The sequence below is a fragment of the Streptomyces sp. ISL-99 genome (assembly GCF_018614005.1).
Classification (GTDB): domain Bacteria; phylum Actinomycetota; class Actinomycetes; order Streptomycetales; family Streptomycetaceae; genus Streptomyces; species Streptomyces flavidovirens.
This window is the reverse complement of the sequence record NZ_JAGGPC010000038.1, coordinates 37,353-58,115: the sequence shown is the minus strand read 5'-3', so window position 1 is coordinate 58,115 and position 20,763 is coordinate 37,353. Positions and strand designations below refer to the sequence as shown.

The 20,763-nt window shown below is 68.9% G+C and carries 23 protein-coding genes and 2 pseudogenes; 8 read left to right on the top strand and 17 right to left on the bottom strand.

Annotated features, from left to right (window positions below):
- Positions 1–8: 8 nt before the first annotated feature.
- The 3 genes from J7E91_RS23030 to J7E91_RS23020 all read right to left on the bottom strand — a co-directional run bounded on the left by J7E91_RS23030 (position 9) and on the right by J7E91_RS23020 (position 3,232).
- Positions 9–686 carry a class I SAM-dependent methyltransferase gene (locus J7E91_RS23030; protein WP_251016115.1) on the bottom strand — a complete coding sequence of 226 codons (678 nt, stop codon included), beginning with the start codon at positions 684–686 and terminating at the stop codon, positions 9–11.
- Between the two features lie 78 nt (positions 687–764).
- On the bottom strand, positions 765–1,973 hold the full coding sequence (locus J7E91_RS23025) for a glycosyltransferase family 4 protein (RefSeq protein ID WP_214907853.1): 1,209 nt from the start codon (positions 1,971–1,973) through the stop codon (positions 765–767).
- 305 nt (positions 1,974–2,278) lie between these two features.
- The gene (locus J7E91_RS23020) at positions 2,279–3,232 is read right to left on the bottom strand and encodes a DUF3068 domain-containing protein (RefSeq protein ID WP_214907844.1); all 954 of its coding nucleotides are present in this window, start codon (positions 3,230–3,232) and stop codon (positions 2,279–2,281) included.
- A gap of 243 nt (positions 3,233–3,475) precedes the next feature.
- Here J7E91_RS23020 and J7E91_RS23015 point away from each other — a divergent pair, with 243 nt between their 5' ends.
- From J7E91_RS23015 to J7E91_RS23005, 3 genes are all read left to right on the top strand, one after another.
- Positions 3,476–3,658, top strand: coding sequence for a hypothetical protein (locus J7E91_RS23015; protein ID WP_214907842.1), 183 nt, complete (start codon positions 3,476–3,478; stop codon positions 3,656–3,658).
- A gap of 91 nt (positions 3,659–3,749) precedes the next feature.
- Entirely contained in the window at positions 3,750–4,937 is a 1,188-nt protein-coding gene (locus J7E91_RS23010; RefSeq protein WP_214907839.1) for a CdaR family transcriptional regulator, read from the top strand.
- Complete coding sequence (locus tag J7E91_RS23005; protein ID WP_214907837.1) at positions 4,912–5,088, top strand: hypothetical protein; 177 nt, start codon at positions 4,912–4,914, stop codon at positions 5,086–5,088. The genes J7E91_RS23010 and J7E91_RS23005 overlap by 26 nt, the downstream gene beginning before the upstream one ends.
- A 91-nt stretch (positions 5,089–5,179) precedes the next feature.
- Here J7E91_RS23005 and J7E91_RS23000 read toward each other — a convergent pair.
- A pseudogene (locus tag J7E91_RS23000) lies at positions 5,180–5,461 on the bottom strand (YjbQ family protein); the annotation flags it as partial.
- An 89-nt stretch (positions 5,462–5,550) separates the two neighbouring features.
- Here J7E91_RS23000 and J7E91_RS22995 point away from each other — a divergent pair.
- The 3 genes from J7E91_RS22995 (at position 5,551) to J7E91_RS22985 (ending at position 7,799) form a co-directional block, all read left to right on the top strand.
- Entirely contained in the window at positions 5,551–6,519 is a 969-nt protein-coding gene (locus tag J7E91_RS22995; RefSeq protein ID WP_214907835.1) for a helix-turn-helix domain-containing protein, read from the top strand.
- A 40-nt stretch (positions 6,520–6,559) separates the two neighbouring features.
- A complete protein-coding gene (locus J7E91_RS22990; protein ID WP_214907833.1) occupies positions 6,560–7,312 on the top strand; it encodes a hypothetical protein in 753 nt (250 codons plus the stop codon).
- Between the two features lie 64 nt (positions 7,313–7,376).
- Positions 7,377–7,799, top strand: coding sequence for a YjbQ family protein (locus tag J7E91_RS22985; RefSeq protein ID WP_214907831.1), 423 nt, complete (start codon positions 7,377–7,379; stop codon positions 7,797–7,799).
- A gap of 298 nt (positions 7,800–8,097) precedes the next feature.
- Here the strand turns inward: J7E91_RS22985 and J7E91_RS22980 are convergent, their stop codons facing one another.
- The 11 genes and pseudogenes from J7E91_RS22980 to J7E91_RS22930 all read right to left on the bottom strand — a co-directional run bounded on the left by J7E91_RS22980 (position 8,098) and on the right by J7E91_RS22930 (position 16,197).
- Positions 8,098–8,286 (bottom strand): DUF397 domain-containing protein, encoded by a 189-nt coding sequence (locus J7E91_RS22980; protein ID WP_214907829.1) that lies wholly within the window; start codon positions 8,284–8,286, stop codon positions 8,098–8,100.
- A gap of 346 nt (positions 8,287–8,632) precedes the next feature.
- A complete protein-coding gene (locus J7E91_RS22975; protein ID WP_214907827.1) occupies positions 8,633–9,007 on the bottom strand; it encodes a hypothetical protein in 375 nt (124 codons plus the stop codon).
- 2 nt (positions 9,008–9,009) lie between these two features.
- Positions 9,010–9,306 (bottom strand): hypothetical protein, encoded by a 297-nt coding sequence (locus J7E91_RS22970; RefSeq protein WP_214907825.1) that lies wholly within the window; start codon positions 9,304–9,306, stop codon positions 9,010–9,012.
- 88 nt (positions 9,307–9,394) lie between these two features.
- On the bottom strand, positions 9,395–10,243 hold the full coding sequence (locus J7E91_RS22965; RefSeq protein WP_214907823.1) for a helix-turn-helix transcriptional regulator: 849 nt from the start codon (positions 10,241–10,243) through the stop codon (positions 9,395–9,397).
- A 12-nt stretch (positions 10,244–10,255) separates the two neighbouring features.
- Positions 10,256–10,774 (bottom strand): DUF6879 family protein, encoded by a 519-nt coding sequence (locus J7E91_RS22960; protein ID WP_374224766.1) that lies wholly within the window; start codon positions 10,772–10,774, stop codon positions 10,256–10,258.
- Positions 10,755–11,021 carry a hypothetical protein gene (locus J7E91_RS22955; protein WP_214907819.1) on the bottom strand — a complete coding sequence of 89 codons (267 nt, stop codon included), beginning with the start codon at positions 11,019–11,021 and terminating at the stop codon, positions 10,755–10,757. Before J7E91_RS22955 ends, J7E91_RS22960 begins: the two co-directional genes overlap by 20 nt.
- Positions 11,022–11,923: 902 nt before the next feature.
- Positions 11,924–12,175: a hypothetical protein gene (locus tag J7E91_RS22950; protein ID WP_214907817.1), complete on the bottom strand. Its 252-nt coding sequence runs from the start codon at positions 12,173–12,175 to the stop codon at positions 11,924–11,926.
- A gap of 87 nt (positions 12,176–12,262) precedes the next feature.
- Positions 12,263–13,147, bottom strand: coding sequence for a hypothetical protein (locus J7E91_RS22945; RefSeq protein WP_214907815.1), 885 nt, complete (start codon positions 13,145–13,147; stop codon positions 12,263–12,265).
- Between the two features lie 768 nt (positions 13,148–13,915).
- Positions 13,916–15,589 carry a recombinase family protein gene (locus J7E91_RS22940; RefSeq protein ID WP_214907813.1) on the bottom strand — a complete coding sequence of 558 codons (1,674 nt, stop codon included), beginning with the start codon at positions 15,587–15,589 and terminating at the stop codon, positions 13,916–13,918.
- A 145-nt stretch (positions 15,590–15,734) separates the two neighbouring features.
- Positions 15,735–15,887: pseudogene (locus J7E91_RS22935) on the bottom strand (YjbQ family protein); the annotation flags it as partial.
- A gap of 19 nt (positions 15,888–15,906) precedes the next feature.
- Positions 15,907–16,197 carry a hypothetical protein gene (locus tag J7E91_RS22930; protein ID WP_214907811.1) on the bottom strand — a complete coding sequence of 97 codons (291 nt, stop codon included), beginning with the start codon at positions 16,195–16,197 and terminating at the stop codon, positions 15,907–15,909.
- A 105-nt stretch (positions 16,198–16,302) separates the two neighbouring features.
- Here J7E91_RS22930 and J7E91_RS22925 point away from each other — a divergent pair, with 105 nt between their 5' ends.
- Entirely contained in the window at positions 16,303–17,460 is a 1,158-nt protein-coding gene (locus J7E91_RS22925) for an FAD-dependent oxidoreductase (RefSeq protein ID WP_214907809.1), read from the top strand.
- Between the two features lie 4 nt (positions 17,461–17,464).
- Here the strand turns inward: J7E91_RS22925 and mltG are convergent, their stop codons facing one another.
- Entirely contained in the window at positions 17,465–18,286 is an 822-nt protein-coding gene (gene mltG / locus J7E91_RS22920; protein ID WP_214907807.1) for an endolytic transglycosylase MltG, read from the bottom strand.
- 83 nt (positions 18,287–18,369) lie between these two features.
- Positions 18,370–20,181 carry an ABC transporter ATP-binding protein gene (locus tag J7E91_RS22915; protein ID WP_214907805.1) on the bottom strand — a complete coding sequence of 604 codons (1,812 nt, stop codon included), beginning with the start codon at positions 20,179–20,181 and terminating at the stop codon, positions 18,370–18,372.
- Positions 20,182–20,293: 112 nt separating this feature from the next.
- Here J7E91_RS22915 and J7E91_RS22910 point away from each other — a divergent pair, with 112 nt between their 5' ends.
- The gene (locus tag J7E91_RS22910; protein WP_214907803.1) at positions 20,294–20,749 is read left to right on the top strand and encodes a MarR family winged helix-turn-helix transcriptional regulator; all 456 of its coding nucleotides are present in this window, start codon (positions 20,294–20,296) and stop codon (positions 20,747–20,749) included.
- Positions 20,750–20,763 lie beyond the last annotated feature (14 nt).

Sequence of the window (20,763 nt, the reverse complement as noted above, 5' to 3'; positions counted from 1 at the left end):
TCGCTTGCTCATGGGCTTCGCCTGAGAATCAGCAACAGATTCCAGGTGGCGATCTCGCGAAGTCCCGGCACCCGGGTGATCGTGCTCGCGAAGAATGGCCAGTAACGGGACCGCGCCGTGACGACCTGCACGTCGTCACGGCCGCGGACGTGCCGCAGGGTGGGACCGATATGGACGGGGAACAGGTTCTCGCCGACCGTGTGCTTGGCCTCGCGGCCGGTGCGCCGTTCGTAGCGATCGCGGGCCCGGTCGGCCCCGAGGTAGTGCCACGGCGCTGTCTCATGACCTCCCCAGGGGGAGAGCCAGTTGGTGAACGACAGGTAGATCAGTCCGCCGGGGCGGGTGACCCGCACCATCTCGCTGATGAACGTCTGCGGGTCCGACACGTGCTCCAGCACATTGGACGAGAAGCACACGTCCGCCGCACCGTCGACGAGCGGCAGCAGATAGCCGTCGGCGAGCACCGCGTCCTCGGTCACCGGGCCGCGGGCGCTCAGCTCCCGCAAGTCGGGCTCGAAGAGGTAGCTCCGCGCGCCGCGGCGGCGGAACTCCTCGGTGAAGTGGCCGCTGCCGCCGCCGATGTCGACGACGATCTTGCCGGGCAGGTCGATGTGACGTGCCACCTGTGCGACCGAGTCACGGGCCAGCAGGGTGTAGCACCGCTCGGGGTCGCTCTGTTCGCGCATGAACGCCCGGAAGAGGGTGGCCGATCGCCGCAGCGACGGATCCTTGAACGCGCGTTCGGTGACATCAGAAATGGCCGCTCACCTCCCGCGTCCCGGGGCGGACGCGAGCGCCGCGGCCTCGGCGGCGACCGCCTGGAACTGACGGACCGTCGATCTCCAGCGGAAGCGCTTGGCGCGACGCGCGGCGGCACGTCCCATGGCTGCGCGCCGGTGGGCACTGAGGGACAGCGCGCACCACGCGGCGGCGAAGGAACTCTCGCCCCGGGCCAGCACCCCGGTCTCCCCGTCCTCGATGGAGTCGCACAGGCCCGGTATGTCGAAACCGACTGCGGGAGTGGCCCGGGCGGCGGCCTCGGTGACGACCAGTCCCCAGCCCTCGACGAGGGAGGGGTGCAACAGCAGCCACGCCTCGCACATGAGCCGGTGCTTCTCGGCCTCCGACACCCGGCCGGCGAACGTCACACCGGGGCCGGCCATGGCTTCCAGCCGCTCCCGTTCGGGGCCGTCACCGACGATGACGAGCCGACCGCCGGTGACCGGGCGGACCCGCTCCCACAGCCGCAGGAGCAGATCGATGCGCTTGTACTCCACCAGCCGGCCGACGGCCAGGAACAGCGGTTCCTTCGCCTCGGGCAGCAGCGGACCGGGGTCTTCGACGCCGTTGTTGACGATCCGGATGCGGTCCGCGGCCACGCCGATGCCGCGCAGCTCGGAGGCGGTCGACTCCGAGACGGCCACCATCAGGTTGTCGCGGTGGGTGCCTGCCAGCGCCCAGTGCTCCAGCCTGCGGCCGAGCCGGGCCGCCGGGCCCGGGTAACGCAACTGCCAAAGATCGGTGTGCACATGGTTGACCAGGCACAACGTCGGTCCGCGGTGCCACAGCGGCGCCAGGTACGGCATGCCGTTGCACACCTCGACCAGCAGGTCGCAGTCGCCGACCTCGCGGGCGAAGGTCTTCCTGGCGCGCAGGAAGTGTCCTGCGTCACCGCCTGCGGAGACCACCCGGTAGTCGCGTTCTGTGGCCGGGCCGCCACACACGAGCGTGACCTCGTGGCCGTCGGCGGTCAGACCGCCGGCTATCCGGTCGATGAGCAGTTCCGAGCCGCCGGCGGCCTGGTTGCCCAGGTCACGTCGGGCCAGGAAGGTGATCCGGCGCGGCAGAGGCTCCGCGACGGGTGCGATGAGCGGGTCAACGGCAAGCGAGTCGGTGACTCGGCTGCCGGTGCGGGCTTGAGCGGGGACGGAGTCCCCCTGGCCGGAGGCCAGAGCGGACGCGTACTGGGGCATAGAGGTGCTCCGACTCGGCGACTGCGGGGGCAGGCGGGTGAGGGATTGCCGGGCTTCCGGGGGTGAAGCGCTGGGCTGGCTCGGAGTGCGGGTACTGCCGTACTGCTGGTACTGCGGCGGCGGTGCCGACCGGGGTGCGGTCGATGTGTGAACACCGGGTCGGTGGCGGACTCCTGGGGGTGGAAGTCGGCCCAAAAACCGGAATCACTGGTTCTTACTAATGGGTAACCCAAGTGTTCGTTCGAGTGATTCGTTCCACTACGCATGCGGGTGACAAGTTTGGGCTGATCGGCGGCCCGCTTTCATCACTCATCTGAGTGTTCGGGCCGCCGACGGCCACGGATCAGCATCACCACGCCGGCGGCGGCGAGCAGACCACCCGCGATCCCGCCCACAAGGGGCACGGTCTCGCCGAGCAGCTTCAGTCGGCTGCCGTCGTCCGAAGCCAGCGTCACCTGCTCACGCCGGGTCGCCTCGGTGAACTCCAGCCGCTTGCTGGACAGCAGGGTGACCGCATCCTTCTTCGAACCTGGGGCCCGCAGCGTCTTCGTCGGCGCGGTCACCGCGTTCATGATCCGGCCCGTGCGCTGGTCCACCGTCAGCTCGATCCCCGCGTTGGAGTACCACTCCTCGGCGAGCACCTGACCCTGCCGGCGGCCCACCAGCGCGCCGGGCACCTGGCGGGTGCCGGTCGCAGTGGCCGCGACGGTGCCGACGAAGAGGTAGCCCCGGTGGCCGCGGATCTTGGTGGTGCCCTTGAACTCCAGCGGCACGGCGGCACCCAGGGCGCTGTCCCACCAGGTGTAAACGCGCTTCTCGACGTCGAACGGGAACTTCAGGTAGGCCTCGCCCTCGAACCTGGGTTTCTCCTCGCAGCAGCGCACCGGCAGGTTCGTCCGGCGGTCGGTGACCCAGCGTTCCGTGGTCCACTGCAGGGATTTGCGCGGGTCGGCCAGCGGCAGCGTCTTCGGGGTGTCGATCTGTGTCGACACGTCCCAGATAGCGTTTCCGCTGCGCTCGCTGCCGGCGACGTCGCCCAGCACCCGGCGGGTGATCGTTATCGTCTGGCCGTCCACCGTGGAGACGGATCCGGTGTCGAAATAACTGCCCTTACCGCTGAAGACCGTCGTGGAGTTCACGTCGGTCGGCGTGCGCTTGGCACGCGGCTCCACGTACCAGACGAGCAGCTGAGTGAGTACCAGCAGAAAAACGCCAGTACCCAGAAGAATCAGGCACAAACGCGACGTTGAACGACGCATGCGGGTACTCCAATGCGGGCGGAATATGCAGGGCATTCGCGGACTGTGCGGGAAGGGGTCACACGCACGGATTTCAGCCTGTCCGGGCCGAGGAGTGGCCTACCCGGGAGTAACAGCGCTGTGACCGGCGAAATTAGGCGGCGCTTGACCATCTGTCAATGCCACTCGCATACTGACCGCGCCGGACCGGGCCGGCGCGCTGGGTGACAACCTCATCGCGATAGTGAGAGGCCAATCATCCTCATGTCCAGACTGCTCGCCGCCTTCCTGACCTGCGTCGCCTCCGCCATCCTGGCCACAGGCGCCGCCTTCGCAATCGTCGCCGCCCTCAATGTCACACCCGAGCCACAGAATGTGCCGCTCGTCTCGTTCCCCGACCCTCCCGCCAACGGGGCGTCCAGCACACCGAGCCCCAGCGCGGGCTAGGTTGTGAAGATCCAGGCCCGCTGATCGAGCGGCATGCGGACCGGACCGTCCGGGAGAAGGTGCTGTGGCAGCGTCGTCAGCGTGGCACGACGTGCCACGAGAACGGATTCAGCGGTTCGCCGACCGAGCCCTGGAGCAGGTCCCCGAGCTTGCACAGGACATCCTCGCCGCAATCCGACGGGAATATCCAGGTCTGGCGTTCATCGCCGACGAGTCGGGAGAGCCCAAGGCCCTGGTCGCGATCCGGCACGCGCTGGAGCTCTTCGTGGAGCAGATGATCACGGGCTCGGACCGGCCGCGCGCCCTTCCCGAGATGTTCCAGGACTTCGGGCGCGGCGAAGTCACGCAGGGGCGCAGCCTGGACTCCTTGCAGGGGATCTACCGGCTGGGCGTACGCCTTTCCTGGCGGCGTATGGCGGAGATCGGCCAGCAGGTCGACATCCCGCCCGCAGCCATGTACGAACTCGCCGAGTCCGCGTTCGAGTACCTCGACGTCATGGTGGCCCAGTCCGTACGCGGCTACGCCGAGGCCGTCGCCCGCCAGGCCGGGGAGCGGCTGCGCCTGCAACGACAACTCGTCGAGCTCCTGCTCGCCGAGCACCGCACGGATCCGTCCGCCCTCCTCGCCGACCGCGCGGCCGGCGTCGGCTGGCAACTGCCCGAAAAGGTGGCAGTGGCCGTGCTGCTCCGCCCCGCCCAGGAGGCTGTCGCCCCCGCCGTGGGCGACGAGGTGCTGCTCGACATGGAGGGCGAGCAGCCGCGCATGGTGGTGCCGGACCCGGACGCCCCCGGGCGCGCGGAGTTGCTGCACCGGGGGATGGCCAATTGGTCCGGCGCGATCGGCCCGTCGGTTCCCCTGGCGGAGGCCGCCACGTCGCTGCGCTGGGCCGAGGCCGCCGTCGGGATGATCGAGCAGGGGCTGCTGCCGCAAGGACGGCTCCTGCACTGCGGCGAGCACGTCGAAGCCCTGGTGCTGCTGCCCTCAGGGGAGTTGATCGACGATCTGGCGCGGCGGCGGCTCGCCCAGTTGGGCGAGTGTGGCGGCCCGGCGCACGCCCACCGTCTCGCCGAGACGCTGCTGGCCTGGCTGGAAACGCGGGGTGGCGCGCCGGAGGTGGCCGCCCGGCTCGGGGTCCACCCGCAGACCGTGCGCTACCGGCTGAGACAGATCCGTGAGTTGTGGGGCGAGGACCTGGACGACCCGGACCGCCGCTTCGAACTGGAGCTGGTGCTTCGCGCTCGGCGGCTGCGCGGTGATCTCGTCCCACCGCCTGACTGACCCGGCGGGCGACGCTGACGGACTCGAAGCCGCCTGGGCCACCGTGCCGCGCCGCCGGAAGGACGTCCGCTACCTGCCCTCCCGCAGCCTGATCGAAAACGCCCAACTCCTCGACAGTGCCCGTGACCTTCGTCGGGCCGTCTACGTGTGAGCGGGGACGTCGCCCGCCGCATTCCCAGCAGGCACTTTCGATTCGCACGCAGCACAAGGAGAATCGGGGGCCACCCCCTGGACGATCTTGATTAGCTCAGGAAGCTCAGCCGAACCTGACGGTTGACGTTGTCTTTATTCGTGTCAACCAGGCAGACCGACTGCCAGGTGCCCAGTTCCAGGCGGCCGCCGATCACCGGCAGTGTCGCGTGTGGGGGGACCAGGGCGGGGAGTACGTGGTCGCGGCCGTGGCCGGGGGTGCCGTGGCGGTGTTGCCAGCGGTCGTCGGCGGGGAGCAGGGTGTGCAGCGCGGCGAGGAGGTCGCTGTCGCTGCCGGCGCCCGTTTCCAGGATCGCGATACCGGCCGTGGCGTGTAACTTCCAACCAACACGTTATAGGAACGGCCCCGGGCGGTGCTACGAACACCGGCCCAGGGCCTTACACCAGGAGCTGAACCCTCCCAGTGCGCATTCATCGTACGCCGCATGACCGGAACTATGTGATCGTTCCGAACTCCGCCGCCCGTAACCGCTCGCTCTCCTTCACCGCGCGCGGCATCCTCCAGCACCTCCTTAGCCTCCCCGACGGAGCCAAGGAGGACGTTCGCACCCTGGCCGACCGGAACCCGGGCGTTGGCCGCAAGGGCGTGGAAAACGCCGTCAACGAACTGGTGGCCGCCGGGTACTACTTCCGCCGCACCTACCGTGACGACTCCGGCCAGGTCCGCACTGAAGTCCACGTGTACGACACGCCCCAGTCCGAAGATTCGCCGCTTCCCGTGATGCCGGGAACCGGTACCCCGGGCACTGGTCACACGGGAACGCTCCCTACGGGAGTAAAGGAAGTGGTTGTTAAGGAAGTGAGGAAAGAACCCTCCCTTCCCTCCGTCTCTCAGGTGCAGACCCCGGCCGCTCCGGCCGCACGGGAGGGCACCAAGGCCAAGAGCACCAAGGCCCCCAAGCTGACGGACGGCCCACTCCGGGAGGCCGCGCGCATCCTGGACCGCCTGAAGGCCATTGACACCCGCCTGGGCCTGTCCCGCCGCCAGGTGGAGGACCTGGCCCCGCTGGTTGGTGCCTGGCTTGGCAACGGCGCAACGATTGCTGAGATCACGGACGCCGTGGTCCAGGGCCTCCCCGCCAAGGTGTACGCCCCCGCCAAGATCGTGGCCGACCGGCTGACGCGCAAGATGCCGGAGCCGCGCCGCCAGTGGGCCACGTACGCCGATTGTGCGGACGGTTGCGGCCGTGTCCTCCCTGCGGGCCAGGACTCCGGCATCTGCGGAGTCTGCGCCGGAGTCGTCCCCGCGCCGTTCCTCCAGGAGCTGGCCGCCGAATCGGCCGGGCCTGTTGAGCCGGACCCCTTGGTGATCGAACGCGCCGCCTCCATCCGGGACGCCATGCGCGCCGCCCGGTCCGCCGTCTCCGCCTGACGGCCCCCACCACTTCCGTACGACGTTTCAGGAGATCCCTGTGTCTGCCGTTGCTACCCCCATGCCCTGGTACGCCCGCCCCGCCGCGTGCACTGTCCTGGTGGCCGCCCTGGTCATGTCCGCCCCCGGTGAATTCGCCCTGGCCGTCCTGGCCGGTTGGTCCGCCTGGGTCGCCTGGCTCATGCCAGTGTGTGTGTCCGTGTACGCCGCCGTGGCCGCCCTGTTCGTGGACGCATCCCCCAAGGGTGCCCGGGGCCGGGGAACGGCCATCCTGGGGGCCGCTGGAGCCCTGGCCCTGGCCCTGGCCGCCCAGGTGACCGCCCACTGGATTGCGGCCGGGTACCTGGAGTCCTCCATGGCGCTGGTCGGTGCCGTGTCCGCCGTTCCGCCGGTCGTCGTGGCCCACGTGATGCACATGGTCACCCGCGCCACCCCGGAGGCCAGGGAGGCCGTCGCGGCCGTGGTCCAACACGTGGCGGGCGTGGCCGCCCAGGAGGAGCCGGTGGCCGACGCGGAGGAGCTGGTGAACGCGGAGGCCAGTCACGGAGTGCTCCCGCCGGCCAAGCTGTCCGTAGTCAAGGACGCCCCGGAGGCGGACACCCTCCCGGGCCTGGAGGAGCCGGACGTGACCCCGGCCAAGTCCCGCAAGTCTGGCCGCTCCCTGGAGGACATCCGGGCGGCCGTGGCCGCGCTGGAGGCGGACGGCCAAGAGGTCAACGGCACCACGTACGGCCGCCTGGTGGGCGTGTCCGGCCGGACGGCCCGCCGGGACCTGGCCATCCTGGCCGCCTGACTCCAGACGCGACACCGGCCCCTGCCAGCACACCAGGGAGGGGCCGTGGCGCGAGGATGGGCGTATGCCTGACACCTTCAGTACGCGAATCATCAACGTGACGACCGGCTCTGATGAGACCGTGTTCGACTTGACCGACGTGTGCGCGACGTTCCTCGGGGAAGTGGCCCAGGGCCGGGACGGATTGCTCAACGTCTTCACGCCCCACGCAACTGCCGGACTGGCTGTTATCGAGACAGGGGCCGGGAGTGACGTGGACCTCCTGGCGGCCCTCCACCAGCTCCTCCCGGCGGATGACCGTTGGCAGCACCGGCACGGCTCACCGGGGCACGGCCGGGATCATGTCCTCCCAGCCATCATCCCGCCACACGCGACGCTCCCAGTCATCGGCGGAACGCTGGAGCTGGGGACCTGGCAATCCGTGGTCCTGGTCGACACGAACAAAGACAACCCCCGGCGTCAGGTCCGGTTGTCGTTCCTGGGGTGACAGGACTCGTTGACAGCCCCTCCCGGGCCACCCAGGGAGGGGCTGTCTCGGCCGAACAACTCCGGCAATGCACCAAGGGAGCCACACCAGCGGGGCCGGTTTGGGGACGGTCCCACTCAGTGCTCGCGTGGCCGGACAGGGGTACGGGTGGCTGCGTTACGCCACCACCACAGGCCCCGGCAGTCGGGCAGCGAGAGCCCGAAGTACGCCCCACACCGCACGCACCATGGCAACCCGTTCTCCGGGTCTGTGGGGCACTCGGCGGAACATCGGGGGCACTTCTTCACGGGACCTACTCTCAGGCGCTCAGGTCGAACTCTCCGGCCTTCACGGCGTCCGTGAGTGTCGTCCACTGGTCCGCCGTCATGGTGACGACCCGCAACGCCACAACGCCGGGCACGTTCATGGCCACCTGCGGGCAGTTGTCCACTCGTGCGTCACGGCAGGCTGCCGCAGCGGCAAACTCAAATTCGGGTACGGCGCTCATGGTGCCTATCCCTTCGCTGTACGTGCGGGGAGTCGGTCCCCGTGCCGTATTGCGACCCGCTCCGCCCTCCAACCGTCCAAGTGGGCGGGCGGAGCGGGGGTTTGGTGCCACCCCCGTGGGGGCTGCGGCGAAGTGCCGCACAGGGGCGGGGAAACCTGGTTATCCCCTCGGGGGTGGCGGTCGTGCCCTGAGACCTGACAGGACGACGGTCGGCGTCACGCCTGTCACTGCCGTTGAGACAGACTCCGCCAGGTCTCAGGAATCTAGGGGTTGGCCCGCATCCACAGGGCCGCGAAAAACGCGCCTACCGCAACGGCCGTTAGGAACGTCAGGCACGCGGCGGCCCTCACGTAACGGGCCGGTAGACCTGCCTGGGACCAGTCGGCATCACCCAGGGCCGGGGGCGGCCATCCAGGTGCAGGACGCGCCCACCCGGCCCGCTCGCGCGCATGTCCCCAACTCGGTAGGGCCGCCCGTCCTCCAGCCTCACGTAGTCCCCCACCTTGACCCCCTCCGGCGTCACCATCTCCGGCCGGGTGTTCGGCGGAAACCGGGGGGCCGTCTCCGGGGCCGACTTGACCAGCTCGCACCTGCGGGCCAGAGCGCGCCATGTGTACCCGGCTTGGTTCTGGAGATCCAGGACGCCACACTCCTGGGCCCACACCGCACCGATTTGGGACCGCGTGGTGTCCTTGACCAGGTCGCCCACCTTGTACGCCACGGCTACACCCCCGCCTGGTTCCGGAGGATGTTGACCAGCTTCCGCGCGCTACCCATCGACACCCACCCCAGGACCATGATGGGGTCCGGGTTGCTGGACCGTTCGTCAAGGTCGATGTGGAGCTCCGGCATGTAGATGCCCCGCTCCGTCAACGCCGTCACCAGGTCCGTGTACGTCTGCGTGGCATCGCCCAGTGCGCGGGTCTGCGCGGCCGTCAGGCCCGGGAAGGGGCCCGGCTCCGGGTCCGTTCTCAGCGGCAGTTTTACCGGGTCAATCGGGTAGGTTCTCGCCTGGCTCATGCCGACCCCTTCGCGTCGTCCGTGTTGTGACAACGCTAGAAAGGCGCAGAGCCCAACTCATAGGAGATTGCACGGGGTTGCACGGCAATTACCTAAGCTTGTCCATGGCCGCAGTGATCAGCGCACGGGCGTTCGCTCCGTAGACCGCCAGGTCGGCCAGCTCAGCAAACGTGTCGGCGTACATAGCTACCTCGCTCGGCTGAGTGATGGTGAGGTAGCCAGACACCAATTCCACGTTGACCTGTGTCGTGTCATAGATCCAGAACCCCTCTACCGGCCAGCGCTCCCTGTCCGGCCGCATGGGGACAACGCCCAAGCTGACGTTGGGCAGTGAGGCCATGGCGATCAGGTGGCCGAGTTGCCCGATCATGACCTCGGTACCGCCAATTCCGGACCGGATGACCGATTCCTCAACAAGGAACGCGAACCGCCGGTCACCCTCGTACAGGACCCGTTGACGCTCCATGCGCGCGGCCACCGCGTCGGCCACGTCATCTACGAGCCCCCGGCGTCGCTGGATCGCCCGCAGCGCTGCTGCCGTGTACGCATGCGTCTGGATCATGCCGGGCACGAGCCATGAGGAATAGGAACGGAAACGGCGTGTGCGTTCGTACAGCGGTAGCCGGTCCTCCTGCGCTTTCCGGAGCCCGGCACGTTCCATGCGCCGCCAACCGACCCACATGTCCTCGACGTTCCGCAGCGAGGCAATCAGATCATCGGCCTGATTTTCGGTCTTGCACGCTGCCGCCCACGCCCGAATGTCGTCAGCGGAGGGTGGAGTACGGGCGTTCATGATGCGAGAGGACTTGGACGGATGCCACCCGCACAGGCGGGCGAGATCGCGGCCATTCAACCCAGCATCCCGGCACAACTCAGAGAGGCGATTCGCCAGAGCTTGCCGGGCCTGCTGGGCACTCGAAGATGCAGAAAGGGCCATGAGGCGTGTTCGTCAGACGGGCCGGTACTCCTCGTGCGGGATGGCGCGTTCCCACGCTGCCTCGTACGCCGCCGCGTAATGCTTGGCCAACGCCGGATCGTGGTGGACCTCCATGCGTGGGCCGGTCCACTGCCCCTCGCCGCTGAAGTGGTGAAGGATCACGGTCTGTTCGTCCATGACCCAGCCGTCCAGCGCGGGGAGCAAGAGACCACGGGCTCGCGAACGGGGCAGCCAACGCACGTCCTCACCCGCTGCGACGTTGGTAAACGTGCCGTCGTACTCGTACCGCACGTAGTCACTCAGCGGCTCTGAGACGACGCGCAGACGACGCATAACCACGCCCCGGCTAGTCGTCTCTGCCACTACGTCCAGCCACGAGCGCCACCATGACTCGCGGTCGTCAGGGTCGTACCGGTGCCCTTCCTGCCACCGGATGAACTCGGGGTCATCCCGCATGTAGCTGTCCCGCATCTCAAGGTGCATGGCTGAGCGCTGCGCCTTGGCGAGTGCTTCACGTACCGCTGTTACCACCGTTGGCCTCACTGTCCGGGCGGGGGATGAACTGGAGCATGTTTGCGGGCAGCCGGATCACGGTCTCGTGGTCCGGTACGTCCGTGGAGTGGCCCGGCACCGAGCCGACTTTCTGCGCTTCCCGGATGGTCGACGCATCGGCCTTCCATGACTGGATGATCAGGTCTCCCGTCTGGTCGTCCAGCCAAATCGTGGGTGATCCGTCGTCCGGGGTGTTCGGCCAGATTCCCAGGAATTTTAGGGCCATTGGTCACTCCTCCACCGAGTGGATTGCACCGATGTGCACGAGCCTCACCCGCGTGGCTGAGCAACGTCAAGACCGCCGCACCTGCGGATCGAAGGCTCTCAACTCCGCTGTCCACTTGGGCACGTTCAGCACCCCGGCCCCTCAGCCGGCGAAACCTCCGCCCTTGCTTTCGAAGGTGCCCGGAAATACCGAAGCCCCCGCACCCGCCACGTAGGCAGGCACGGGGGCAGTCGCTTGCACCATGAAATCCGGGTTAGGGGTCTTTACGCGCGGTCACCGGAGCCCGATTTTGGGCATCACCCCAGGTCGCAGGGGTATACGGCGGTCTAGGAACGACCTGAGCGACCTTGGAACCCGTACAGACAGCGGCCTGCTAATACGTTTCGATGTCCGTGGGGCCCTGGAGGGGGGTACACCCCAGGACCTACGGGGCTCCGTCACATCAGAACCAGCGCACGCCCGTGTCCGAATCCCAGGCCGTGCCTCCTGTCCGGCCAGCAGCCCGGCCGTCACGCGGGACACGACTGGCCAGCCCTGCCGGGTCTCCGTTGTCCGGTCGGGCCGTAAGGTCCAGTCCGCCACGACCCACGCGGACGGCCATCGGCGGCCACGGCGGCCACCCGTTCGTTGACTCTCTGATCACTCATGCGGGTACTCCATTCGGTCGGCCGTCTCTCGCCCGTGGCGGACAAACCCGGGGACGCGGGCCCCCTGGGGGTCCTTGAACACGTACGCACACAGATCCCGGAACTCACGGCCGGATATAGCGGCCACCAGCTCCGGCCGCTCCACGGCCAGCGCCGCCAGGATGCGGGCCCGATGCGTCAGGGCCCTGACGGATGGGTCCCTGTGCTTCCGAAGCCAATTCACCACGTTTTAGCGGGCGTTGATTGTTCGGGGGGTCATTGGGCGGCCCTCATCTCCAGCTCCTCCGCACGGAAGGGGTTCACCATGTGGTCCGCCCGGTACCGAGCGTCCGCCATGTCCACGTCCACCAGGTCTAGGCCCAACGCCGGGGCCAGCCTGCGGACCTCATCGGCGGAGCCGGTCCGGGGTGTCCAGCCCTCCGCCAGGTGGTTGGTCACGGCCATGGCCACGCGGCCCGTGGCGTCCTCCCGGCCGGTCTGGCCCGTGAGCCAGGTTGCAAAATCCACGCATGCCTCCAGGGCGCCCCAGGGCCACCAGGGCCCGGATATGAGAAAAGGGGGCCCGGCACTGTTGCCAGGCCCCCAGGCGGGCGCTCAGGCCCCGGGAAGGAGGTCCCGGGCCTCCGCTTCCGTCATGTCCGCCGGGACCTCCAGGGCGGACACCACGCGGCCCGCCGCGCGCTCCTTCAGCTCGATGCGCCGAAGGTCCCGCCGGTCCCGGCTCCCCGGGTGGTTGCGAGCCAGGCGCTCCCGCTGCCACACGGGCGGAGTGGCCCTCAGCTCCTCCACCGTCATGGCGGCCCACCGGCCCGACGCCACCGGGTCGTTTGTTCCGAGCACCCTGTTCAGGACTGGCCATGCGTCATGGGCATCCGAGAACCAGCGGGACCGCTCGCTATCCATGCCGGGCGGGACGCCCTGCGGACCGCCCCCCAGACCCAGGTCCGCAGTGATTTGGCCCAGGTTGGTACTCGTGGACACCCACTCCGTGAAAGCGGCCTCCGCCGATGCCACGGCCTCCCGGGCCTGGGCCTGGAGGCCGTCGAACTTGGCAACGAGGGCGGCCCGGGTCTCCTCCATGACCGTGCGGTCCGTCAGGAGCCGGGCATACGCGCCCCGAGCCTCCAGAGCCATGTCCACCAAGGCCGCGCATCGGAGCATTTCGTCCGCGCGACGTGCGGCCACATCCTGGGGCTTGTACGGCTTTGGCTTGGGACCATCGCCACGGAGGTGGGCGCGATGCTCTGCCACCCGGGCCCGGTCCGCCTGCTTGGCATCCGCTCCGATCCGGTGCCACGCATCCAGGGCGTCCGTCGCCGTGTCGCTGGTCTCCAGGAACTTGGCCCACGCGGCATGCACCCGCTCCGGATGCTCCGGAAGGTGGCCCACATTGCGCCGGTAGCCATTCAATCGGTCCCGCAACCTGGCCGCCTGGCCGTCCAGGTCGTCCCGGCCGTCATGCCAAGGGTTGTTGCTCACGTCTAACTCCCAATCGGAATCCGCCAGTTGACCGCCACGGCGACGGCCAAAAACACGAAAAAGGCCCGTCCGGCTCCGCGCTCAACCAAGGGAGCAGCCCTGGGAGCAACGGGGCCGGACGGGCCCTATCGGGGTGGGTTGGTTTGCCTGGAGGCGGCCCGGCCCACCGCCGGGAGACTGTCGTCCTTGAATGGCACCCTGCCCGATGCGCGAACGGCCGCCAGTAGGCCCCGGCCGGGACGCTAAGAGAACGTCCGACCGGGGCCCTCCCCGTGGAGCTGGCGACTCGATGGGAGAACGGGCGGCTCATGGCCACCCGCGTGTATTGGTGCACCGCCGGGGGTCTGACGCCCGACCGGGAGTAGAGAACCGTCCGGGGCGCGATGCACCAAGCAAAAAGGCCCCCGCCATGGGGGCGCACTCACCCGAACCGCAGAACCCAGGGAGGCACCACCCGCGAACGGAGGCCAAGCACGTGGGACGGTCTGCGGTCCGCTTATGAACATTAACTGGGGGCCGTGACACCTGGTCAGGACTGGTCGCTCCGCAGGAGGTGGGCTATCCGGCCTGGGGGCAAGAAAAGTGCCCTACGGCCCTTCTTCTCTACACACACGTATAGAGAAGAAGGGGCCCAGGGCACTTTTTGTGCCCCCTGGACCCCCGGTTCATCACTGACAGCTCAGCCGGCCGTCACAGAGCGCAAAGGAGAGCCGGTCCCCTGGCGGGTCCGACTCTCACAGCTCACCCAACCCGGGTGACGCGCTTCACTTATGCGGCGGGAGCCAGATCCTCCCCCGTGACCTTGCTCCCCTCCACCGGAACCATGACCGGCTCCACCAGACCCTCAACCGACTCAGCCGCCGTGACCTTGCTGGGCCCATCGACCCATTCCGGCGTGAGCCGTTCGAGCATGGGCGTCTTGTCTCCCTGACCCTTGGCCGGAGCGATGGTCACCCGTCGCAGAGCGCACCGGATCAACGCTCGACGTTCCGTCAGGCTGGATGCGTCCCACGCTTCTTTCAGTGCCTCCGGGTCGGCTAGAAGGAGCGTCAGGTCAGACTCCCGGGCCAGCTCTGTGCCCTCCGTCTCCAGCGAGGCCCGGATGGCCTCCTGTTGCGCGCTCAGTTCGTCGTACCGCTCCTCCGACAACCTGCCCCGGACGTAATGGTCATGATCCAGCTTGGCCATGCGGGCAGTCACGGCGTCCAGCTCCGCCGTGATCTCCTTGCGGCGCGCGTCCTTCTCTGGGTCCTGGAGGGACACCCACCGCCGTGCGATCTCATCCAAGGCCGTGTCTCCCGGCTCCAGGGCGGAGACATGGGACCACCACATGGCCATCACGGTCTCCTCCACTCGCCTGCGGAGTGTGATTACTCCCTGGCAGATCGCTTTACCCTGTCTGGACCACGTACGGCAGTGATACCGGCCACCCCTGGCCGCCTGGCCCCCGCCCTCCATTGGGCCCTTGCACCGGCCGCATCGGAGCGTGTCCGTGATCAGGTACTCCGGAGGACGCTTACCCCTGCCGTCCGGCCGGGTCCGTGACGCCAACTGGGCCTCAATACGGGCGCGTTCACCGGTCGTGATGACGCCCTGGCCGACACTGATGGTCCTACCGTTGGCGTCGAGATACGGCCGCCCGTGATGCTTCCAACGGCCCGTGGGATTCCCGTGCTCGTCCAACATGCGCTCCCGGTCCGGCAGCAACCCGGCCCACAGGGGCGAATGCGCCAACTTGGCAACCGTGGTTGCCGTCCACATGGCACCGTTGCGTGTCTTGATGCCCTCCGCGTTGAGCTGATGCGCCACGCTCCGCGCCGAAACGCCCTCCATCAACGGAACGGCGATCTTCTCCCGGGCAATCGGGTACTCATCCGCCCGGAGCTGAAGGCGGCCCTTCTCTTCCGCTCTCTCCAGCCCATAGGGCACGACACCCCCTTGCCACTCCCCCAGGGCCTTATGGGCGTCCTTGCCCTCCTGAGTACGCCAGGCAATGTCATGGGCCTCATCCCGCGCGCGCTCCGCCAGAACGGCAAAGATGATCCGCTGGCCCGGGACGCTGGAGTCCAGACCTTCCTTCACCACCCGGAGGCGGGCCCTCCGCGTATCCAGTTCGTCCAGCATGGAACCCACGGTCCCCATGCCCCGCCGGTCGAACCGGTCCAGCTTGCGGACGTACAGCGTTTTGGAGTCGCCGTCCAGAACGGCCTTCATGGCCGCCTCCAGCTCATCCCGCCGGACGTACGACTTGGACGCGCTCCGTTGTTCCCACCAGACGGCCCGGATCTTCCGGTCTTCCCTGTGGGCCGCCTCCACCATGTCCCAGGCGTGTTTCGTCAGGGTCGCCAGGTCTTCCTTCGGCTTGGACCGCCGGACATATATGTCCGCCAGGTCCTCCGCCGCGCACCCGGTCACGTCGTCAAGGAACTGGGTCAGGTCCACGCCTGCCACATGGGGCGTTCCCGGGTTCTCCCGCGTCTGCGGCCGTTCGATCGTCGCTGTGCTCACTGTGGGGCCCTCCGCTCAGGGCCCACGCTTAGGGGCCGCTGAGTGCGTCTACTGGGGGACGTGACAGTTGCAAGTCACACGACGTCGCGTGCGGGACGAAGACGTTGAGCAGGCCGTCCCTGCCCCGTGCGGCCTGCTGGAGGAACTGCTCGCAGTCGTGGGTCAGGTCGGCCACGGTCTCGTCCGTACCGGTGGTGACGTTCAGGATGCGGGTGGTAAAGGGCTCGGACATGCCTCCATCATGCACACGACTACGCGCCCGGCAGGGTGTCCAGGTCCGGTTGGACCTCCACTGTGCATTCGGCGTCCTCCGGGCCCACGCCCTCGATGTCGCGCCATACGCAGATACGTACGTGATGGACGCCCGAGCCCTCGTGGTCCCACTCCGTCGCAAGGTCACGCACCACCACCGCCGCCACGAATTCGGCGTCCTCGGGCTGGGTGGCGGTGGTGATGGTGCCCTGGTATCGGGCCCCGAGGGGGCGCCAGCCGGCGCTTCCTGCGGGTGCGTCCACGCGGTACACGTAATCGACGGGGGTCATTCCGGCACCGTACCCACATCGTGGGGAATTACGTGGGGCGGAAGGTGGCGGGAAGCGGTGGGAAGTGGCGGGAAGATCCGCACCCCTCGACCGGTTAGTAGAAACATGAACAATATTGGCGTGCGGGTCGTGGACGTGGTCGTCATCGGCGCCGGGCAGGCCGGTCTGTCCAGCGCCTACCACCTGCGGCGGGCCGGCCTGGAGCCCGGCCGCGACTTCGTCGTCCTCGACCACTCCCCGCGCCCTGGCGGCGCGTGGCAGTTCCGGTGGCCCTCGCTGACGTACGGCAAGGTGCACGGCATGCATGCCCTGCCGGGCATGGAGCTGACCGGCGCCGACGACAGCCGTCCCTCCTCCGAGGTCATCGGGGAGTACTTCGCGACGTACGAACGGACCTTCGACCTGCGGGTACGCCGGCCCGTCGACGTGTCCGCGGTGCGCGACGGAGCGGACGGGCGGCTGCTCGTCGAGACGTCGCAGGGTGTCTGGTCGGCGCGTGCCCTGATCAACGCCACGGGCACCTGGGACCGGCCCTTCTGGCCCCGCTACCCCGGCCAGGAGACCTTCCGCGGGCGGCAGCTGCACACCGCGAACTATCCGGGGCCGCGGGAGTTCGCCGGGCAGCGGGTGGTCGTCGTGGGCGGCGGGACCTCCGGCGTCCAGCATCTGATGGAGATCGCCGGCGTCGCGGCGGAGACGACCTGGGTGACGCGGCGGCCGCCGGTCTTCCGCGACGGTCCGTTCGGCGAGGACCAGGGGCGGGCGGCCGTCGCGCTCGTCGACGAGCGGGTACGGCGCGGTCTGCCGCCGCAGAGCGTCGTGTCGGTGACCGGCCTGCCCGTGACCGAAGCGGTCGCGCGGGCCCGCGCGGAGGGCGTGCTGGACCGGCTGCCGATGTTCGACCGGATTACGCCGAACGGGGTGGCCTGGGCCGACGGGCGTACGGTCGACGCCGACGTCATCCTGTGGGCCACCGGGTTCCGCGCCGTGACCGACCACCTGGCGCCGCTCAAGCTGCGCGAGCGGGGTGGCGGCATCCGTGTGGAGGGCACGCGGGCGACGCGTGACGAGCGGATCCACCTGGTGGGGTACGGGCCGTCGGCCAGCACCATCGGGGCCAACCGGGCGGGGCGGGCGGCCGTGCGCGGGATCATGCGGCTGCTGGAGCGGCCGCGGACCGCGCGCGTGGCGGCGCAGCGCATGGCGGTGGAGGCACTGGGGGTGGAGGCAGTGGCGGTGGAGGCGGCTCCGGTCGGGGGCTGAGGGGTCAGCCGCCGTTCTTGCTCGCGCCCCTGCGGTTCGCGTTGAACTCCTCGACGTTCTTGCGCTGTTCGGCGTAGCTCGCGGTGAAGCGGGTGTCCCCGGGCGCGACGGTGACGAAGTACAGCCAGTCCCCCTGCGGCGGCTTCAGCGTCGCGTCCATCGCCTGCCGGCCCGGGTTGCCGATCGGCGTGGGGGGCAGGCCGGTGCGCTCGTACGTGTTGTACGGAGTGTCGATCTTCGTGTCCGCGTGCGTGGTGTCGAGGGTCGAGCGCTTCAGCGCGTAGTTGAGCGTCGAGTCCATCTGGAGCGGCATGCCGCGCGTCAGCCGGTTGTCGATGACGCGCGCGACCTTCCCCATGTCCTCCGCCGTGTCCGCCTCGGCCTGCACGATGCTGGCGATGACGACCTTCCGGTACGCCGCGGGCGTGGACCCGAAGTTCTTGCCCGCCGTGTTGACCATGTACGAGAGCAGACTCTCCGGTGTCGTCCTCTCGTCGACGGGATAGGTGGCCGGGAAGAGGTAGCCCTCAGGATTCCCCCTGGCCGCGCGCGGCAGCTTCAGATGTGCCGTGCGCGCCGTCTTCTCGGTGGTTCCCGGCGCGACGCCGAGCTCCTTGTCGACCGCGGCGTACACCTGGGAGGACCGCCATCCCTCCGGGATCAGGAGGCTTCGCGGCTCGCGCTTCTCCTCCTTGAGCAGCAGCAGAGGCACCAGGACCGCGGCGGTCACCACCGTGGCGGCCATGCCCACGATCAGCAGCAGTCGGCCGCGGCGCCTCGGACGGGGGCTGCTCGCGGGCCCTTTCTGTGCGGACTCGTTCTCCATGCGGGCACGCTAACCCGCCTCGCCCGCCGTTCCCGGGACCCCAGGGCACAGGGAGCGGATGTTCGATCAGGCTGGGGGGGCTCTCAGGTGGCGGCCGGGGACAGCCGGGCGTCCCGGCGCACCAGCGCCGCGTACCGGCCGCCGTGGGCGAGCAGTTCCTCGTGGGTGCCGCGCTCCACGGTCTTTCCGCCGTCGAGGACGACGATCTGGTCGGCGTCCCTGACCGTGGAGAGCCGGTGCGCGATGGTGATGGTCGTACGGCCCGCCGAGAGCGCGTCGATGGCCTGCTGTACGGCGTGTTCGGTACGGGTGTCGAGCGCGCTCGTCGCCTCGTCGAGGATGAGGACGGGCGGGTCGCGCAGGATGGTCCGGGCGATCGCCAGGCGCTGCTTCTCCCCGCCGGAGAAGCGGTACCCCCGCTCACCGACCAAGGTGTCGTACCCGTCGGGCAGTGAGGCGATGTGGTCGTGGATCTGCGCGGCCTCCGCGGCGGCGCGCAGCTCCTCGTCGGTCGCGTCGGGCTTGGCGAAGCGCAGGTTGTCGGCGACGGAGGCGTGGAAGAGGTACGTCTCCTGGGAGACCACGCCGACGGCGCGGGCCAGCGTGTCGAAGTCCAGGTCGCGCACGTCGACGCCGTCTAGGGTGACGCCGCCTTCCGTCACGTCGTACAGCCGGGGCACCAGATAGCTGAGCGTGCTCTTGCCCGAGCCCGTGGGTCCGACGATCGCCAGGCTGCCGCCCGCCGGGACCGTGATGTCGATGCCGGTGAGGGTCGCGCCGCTCTTCTCGTCGTACGTGAAGTGGACGTCGTCGAAGCGCACTTCGCCGCGGATCTTCTCCAGCCGGACCGGCTTCTCGGGCTCGGTGATGTCCACCGGCAGGTCGAGATACTCGAAGATCCGCTGGAAGAGGGCGAGCGAGGTCTGCATCTGCACACCCGTCGACAGGAGGCTGACGGCGGGCCGGAAGAGGCCCTGCTGGAGCGAGACGAAGGCGACGAGCGTACCGAGCGAGACTGCTGCCCCGCCGGTCTGCATGGTCAGGCCGGCGGCCCAGTAGATGACGGCGGGCATGGCGGCCATGACGATGCCGATGGTGGACATCCGCCAGCGCCCGGCCATGTTGGAGCGCACTTCGAGGTCGACGAGGCGCTCGGACTCGTCGGCGAAGGACTTGGTGAGGGAGTCGGCGCGGCCCATGGTGCGGCCGAGCAGGATGCCGCTGACCGACAGCGACTCGGTGACGGTGGCGGCCATCGAGGCCATCTGTTTCTGCCGCTGAGTGGTGATCTTCTTGCGCTCGCGGCCGACCCGGCGGCTGATCCACACGAACACCGGCAGCAGGAGCAGCGAGACGACGGTCAGCCGCCAGTCGAGGGCCAGCATGGCGACGACCGTGGCCACGACCGAGGTGAGGTTCGAGACGAGCGAGGTGGCGGTGGAGGTCACCGTGGCCTGCATGCCGCCGATGTCGTTGGCGATACGGGACTGCACCTCGCCGGTGCGGGTCCTGGTGAAGAAGGCGAGCGGCATGCGCTGGAGCTGGGCGTAGACGGCGGTGCGCAGGTCGTGCATGACGCGCTGGCCGACCGTCGTGGAGATCAGCGTCTGGAGTACGCCGAAGACGCTCGTCACCACGGCGGTAAGGATCATGCCGAGGGCGAGCAGGCTCAGCAGCCCCGTGCGCCCCTGCGGGATCGCGGTGTCGAGGATCTCCTTGAGCAGGAACGGGGAGGCGACAGCGACGAGGGACGAGGCGGCGACGAGCAGGCCGACGACGGCCAGCCGGCCCCGATAGGGGCGGAAGAGCCGGAGGATGCGGCGTACTTGCGCGGGCTCCTCCGGCTGGGCGGGATCACGGGCCGGTGGTGTCCACGTGGGTCGATCGGGATGCATGAGCTCCTTCGCGCGGGTGAGATCTACGGCGGCAATCAGAGCCTAGCTCATTGTTACCTGTACTCACAATGACTGTATTCACAGTGAACAAGGTCCTGATATCGTTCCGGGTATGAGCACCTCAGACGCCGACGGCCTGCTGGCCGAGCAGCTTCTCCGGCTGACGCGCCGGCTTCACCGGATCCAGCGTCAGCAGATGGAGCCGATCGGCATCACTCCGGCCCAGTCACGCCTGCTGCGCACCGTTTCGCACTACGACCTGCACCACGAGCCGCCGCCGAGGATGGCCGACCTCGCCAAGCGCCTGGACGTGGTCCCCCGCGCCGTGACCACCCTCGTCGACGGCCTGGAGGCGAGCGGCCGGGTGCGCCGCGTGCCCGATCCCACCAACCGACGGGTGATAAGGATCGAGCTCACCGACACCGGCCGGGCCACACTCCGTGCTCTGCGCAGCGCGCGCCGCGACGCCGCGGAGGACATCCTGGCTCCATTGACCACCGGGCAGCGCGAGGTGCTCGGTGACCTGCTGTCCGCTCTGGTCGACGGAATGCCGGAGCGCCGCTGCTGAGCCGAGGGGACGGA

Excerpts from the sequence above, each read along its gene's own strand:
- J7E91_RS23025 (WP_214907853.1), bottom strand. The coding sequence starts at position 1,973 with ATGCCCCAGTACGCGTCCGCTCTGGCCTCCGGCCAGGGGGACTCCGTC.
- J7E91_RS22915 (WP_214907805.1), bottom strand. The coding sequence starts at position 20,181 with ATGCATCCCGATCGACCCACGTGGACACCACCGGCCCGTGATCCCGCC.
- J7E91_RS22980 (WP_214907829.1), bottom strand. The coding sequence starts at position 8,286 with ATGAGCGCCGTACCCGAATTTGAGTTTGCCGCTGCGGCAGCCTGCCGT.
- J7E91_RS22970 (WP_214907825.1), bottom strand. The coding sequence starts at position 9,306 with ATGAGCCAGGCGAGAACCTACCCGATTGACCCGGTAAAACTGCCGCTG.
- J7E91_RS23030 (WP_251016115.1), bottom strand. The coding sequence starts at position 686 with ATGCGCGAACAGAGCGACCCCGAGCGGTGCTACACCCTGCTGGCCCGT.
- J7E91_RS23015 (WP_214907842.1), top strand. The coding sequence starts at position 3,476 with ATGTCCAGACTGCTCGCCGCCTTCCTGACCTGCGTCGCCTCCGCCATC.
- mltG (WP_214907807.1), bottom strand. The coding sequence starts at position 18,286 with ATGGAGAACGAGTCCGCACAGAAAGGGCCCGCGAGCAGCCCCCGTCCG.
- J7E91_RS22955 (WP_214907819.1), bottom strand. The coding sequence starts at position 11,021 with ATGGCCCTAAAATTCCTGGGAATCTGGCCGAACACCCCGGACGACGGA.
- J7E91_RS22965 (WP_214907823.1), bottom strand. The coding sequence starts at position 10,243 with ATGGCCCTTTCTGCATCTTCGAGTGCCCAGCAGGCCCGGCAAGCTCTG.
- J7E91_RS22925 (WP_214907809.1), top strand. The coding sequence starts at position 16,303 with ATGAACAATATTGGCGTGCGGGTCGTGGACGTGGTCGTCATCGGCGCC.
- J7E91_RS22930 (WP_214907811.1), bottom strand. The coding sequence starts at position 16,197 with ATGACCCCCGTCGATTACGTGTACCGCGTGGACGCACCCGCAGGAAGC.
- J7E91_RS22910 (WP_214907803.1), top strand. The coding sequence starts at position 20,294 with ATGAGCACCTCAGACGCCGACGGCCTGCTGGCCGAGCAGCTTCTCCGG.
- J7E91_RS23020 (WP_214907844.1), bottom strand. The coding sequence starts at position 3,232 with ATGCGTCGTTCAACGTCGCGTTTGTGCCTGATTCTTCTGGGTACTGGC.
- J7E91_RS22985 (WP_214907831.1), top strand. The coding sequence starts at position 7,377 with ATGCCTGACACCTTCAGTACGCGAATCATCAACGTGACGACCGGCTCT.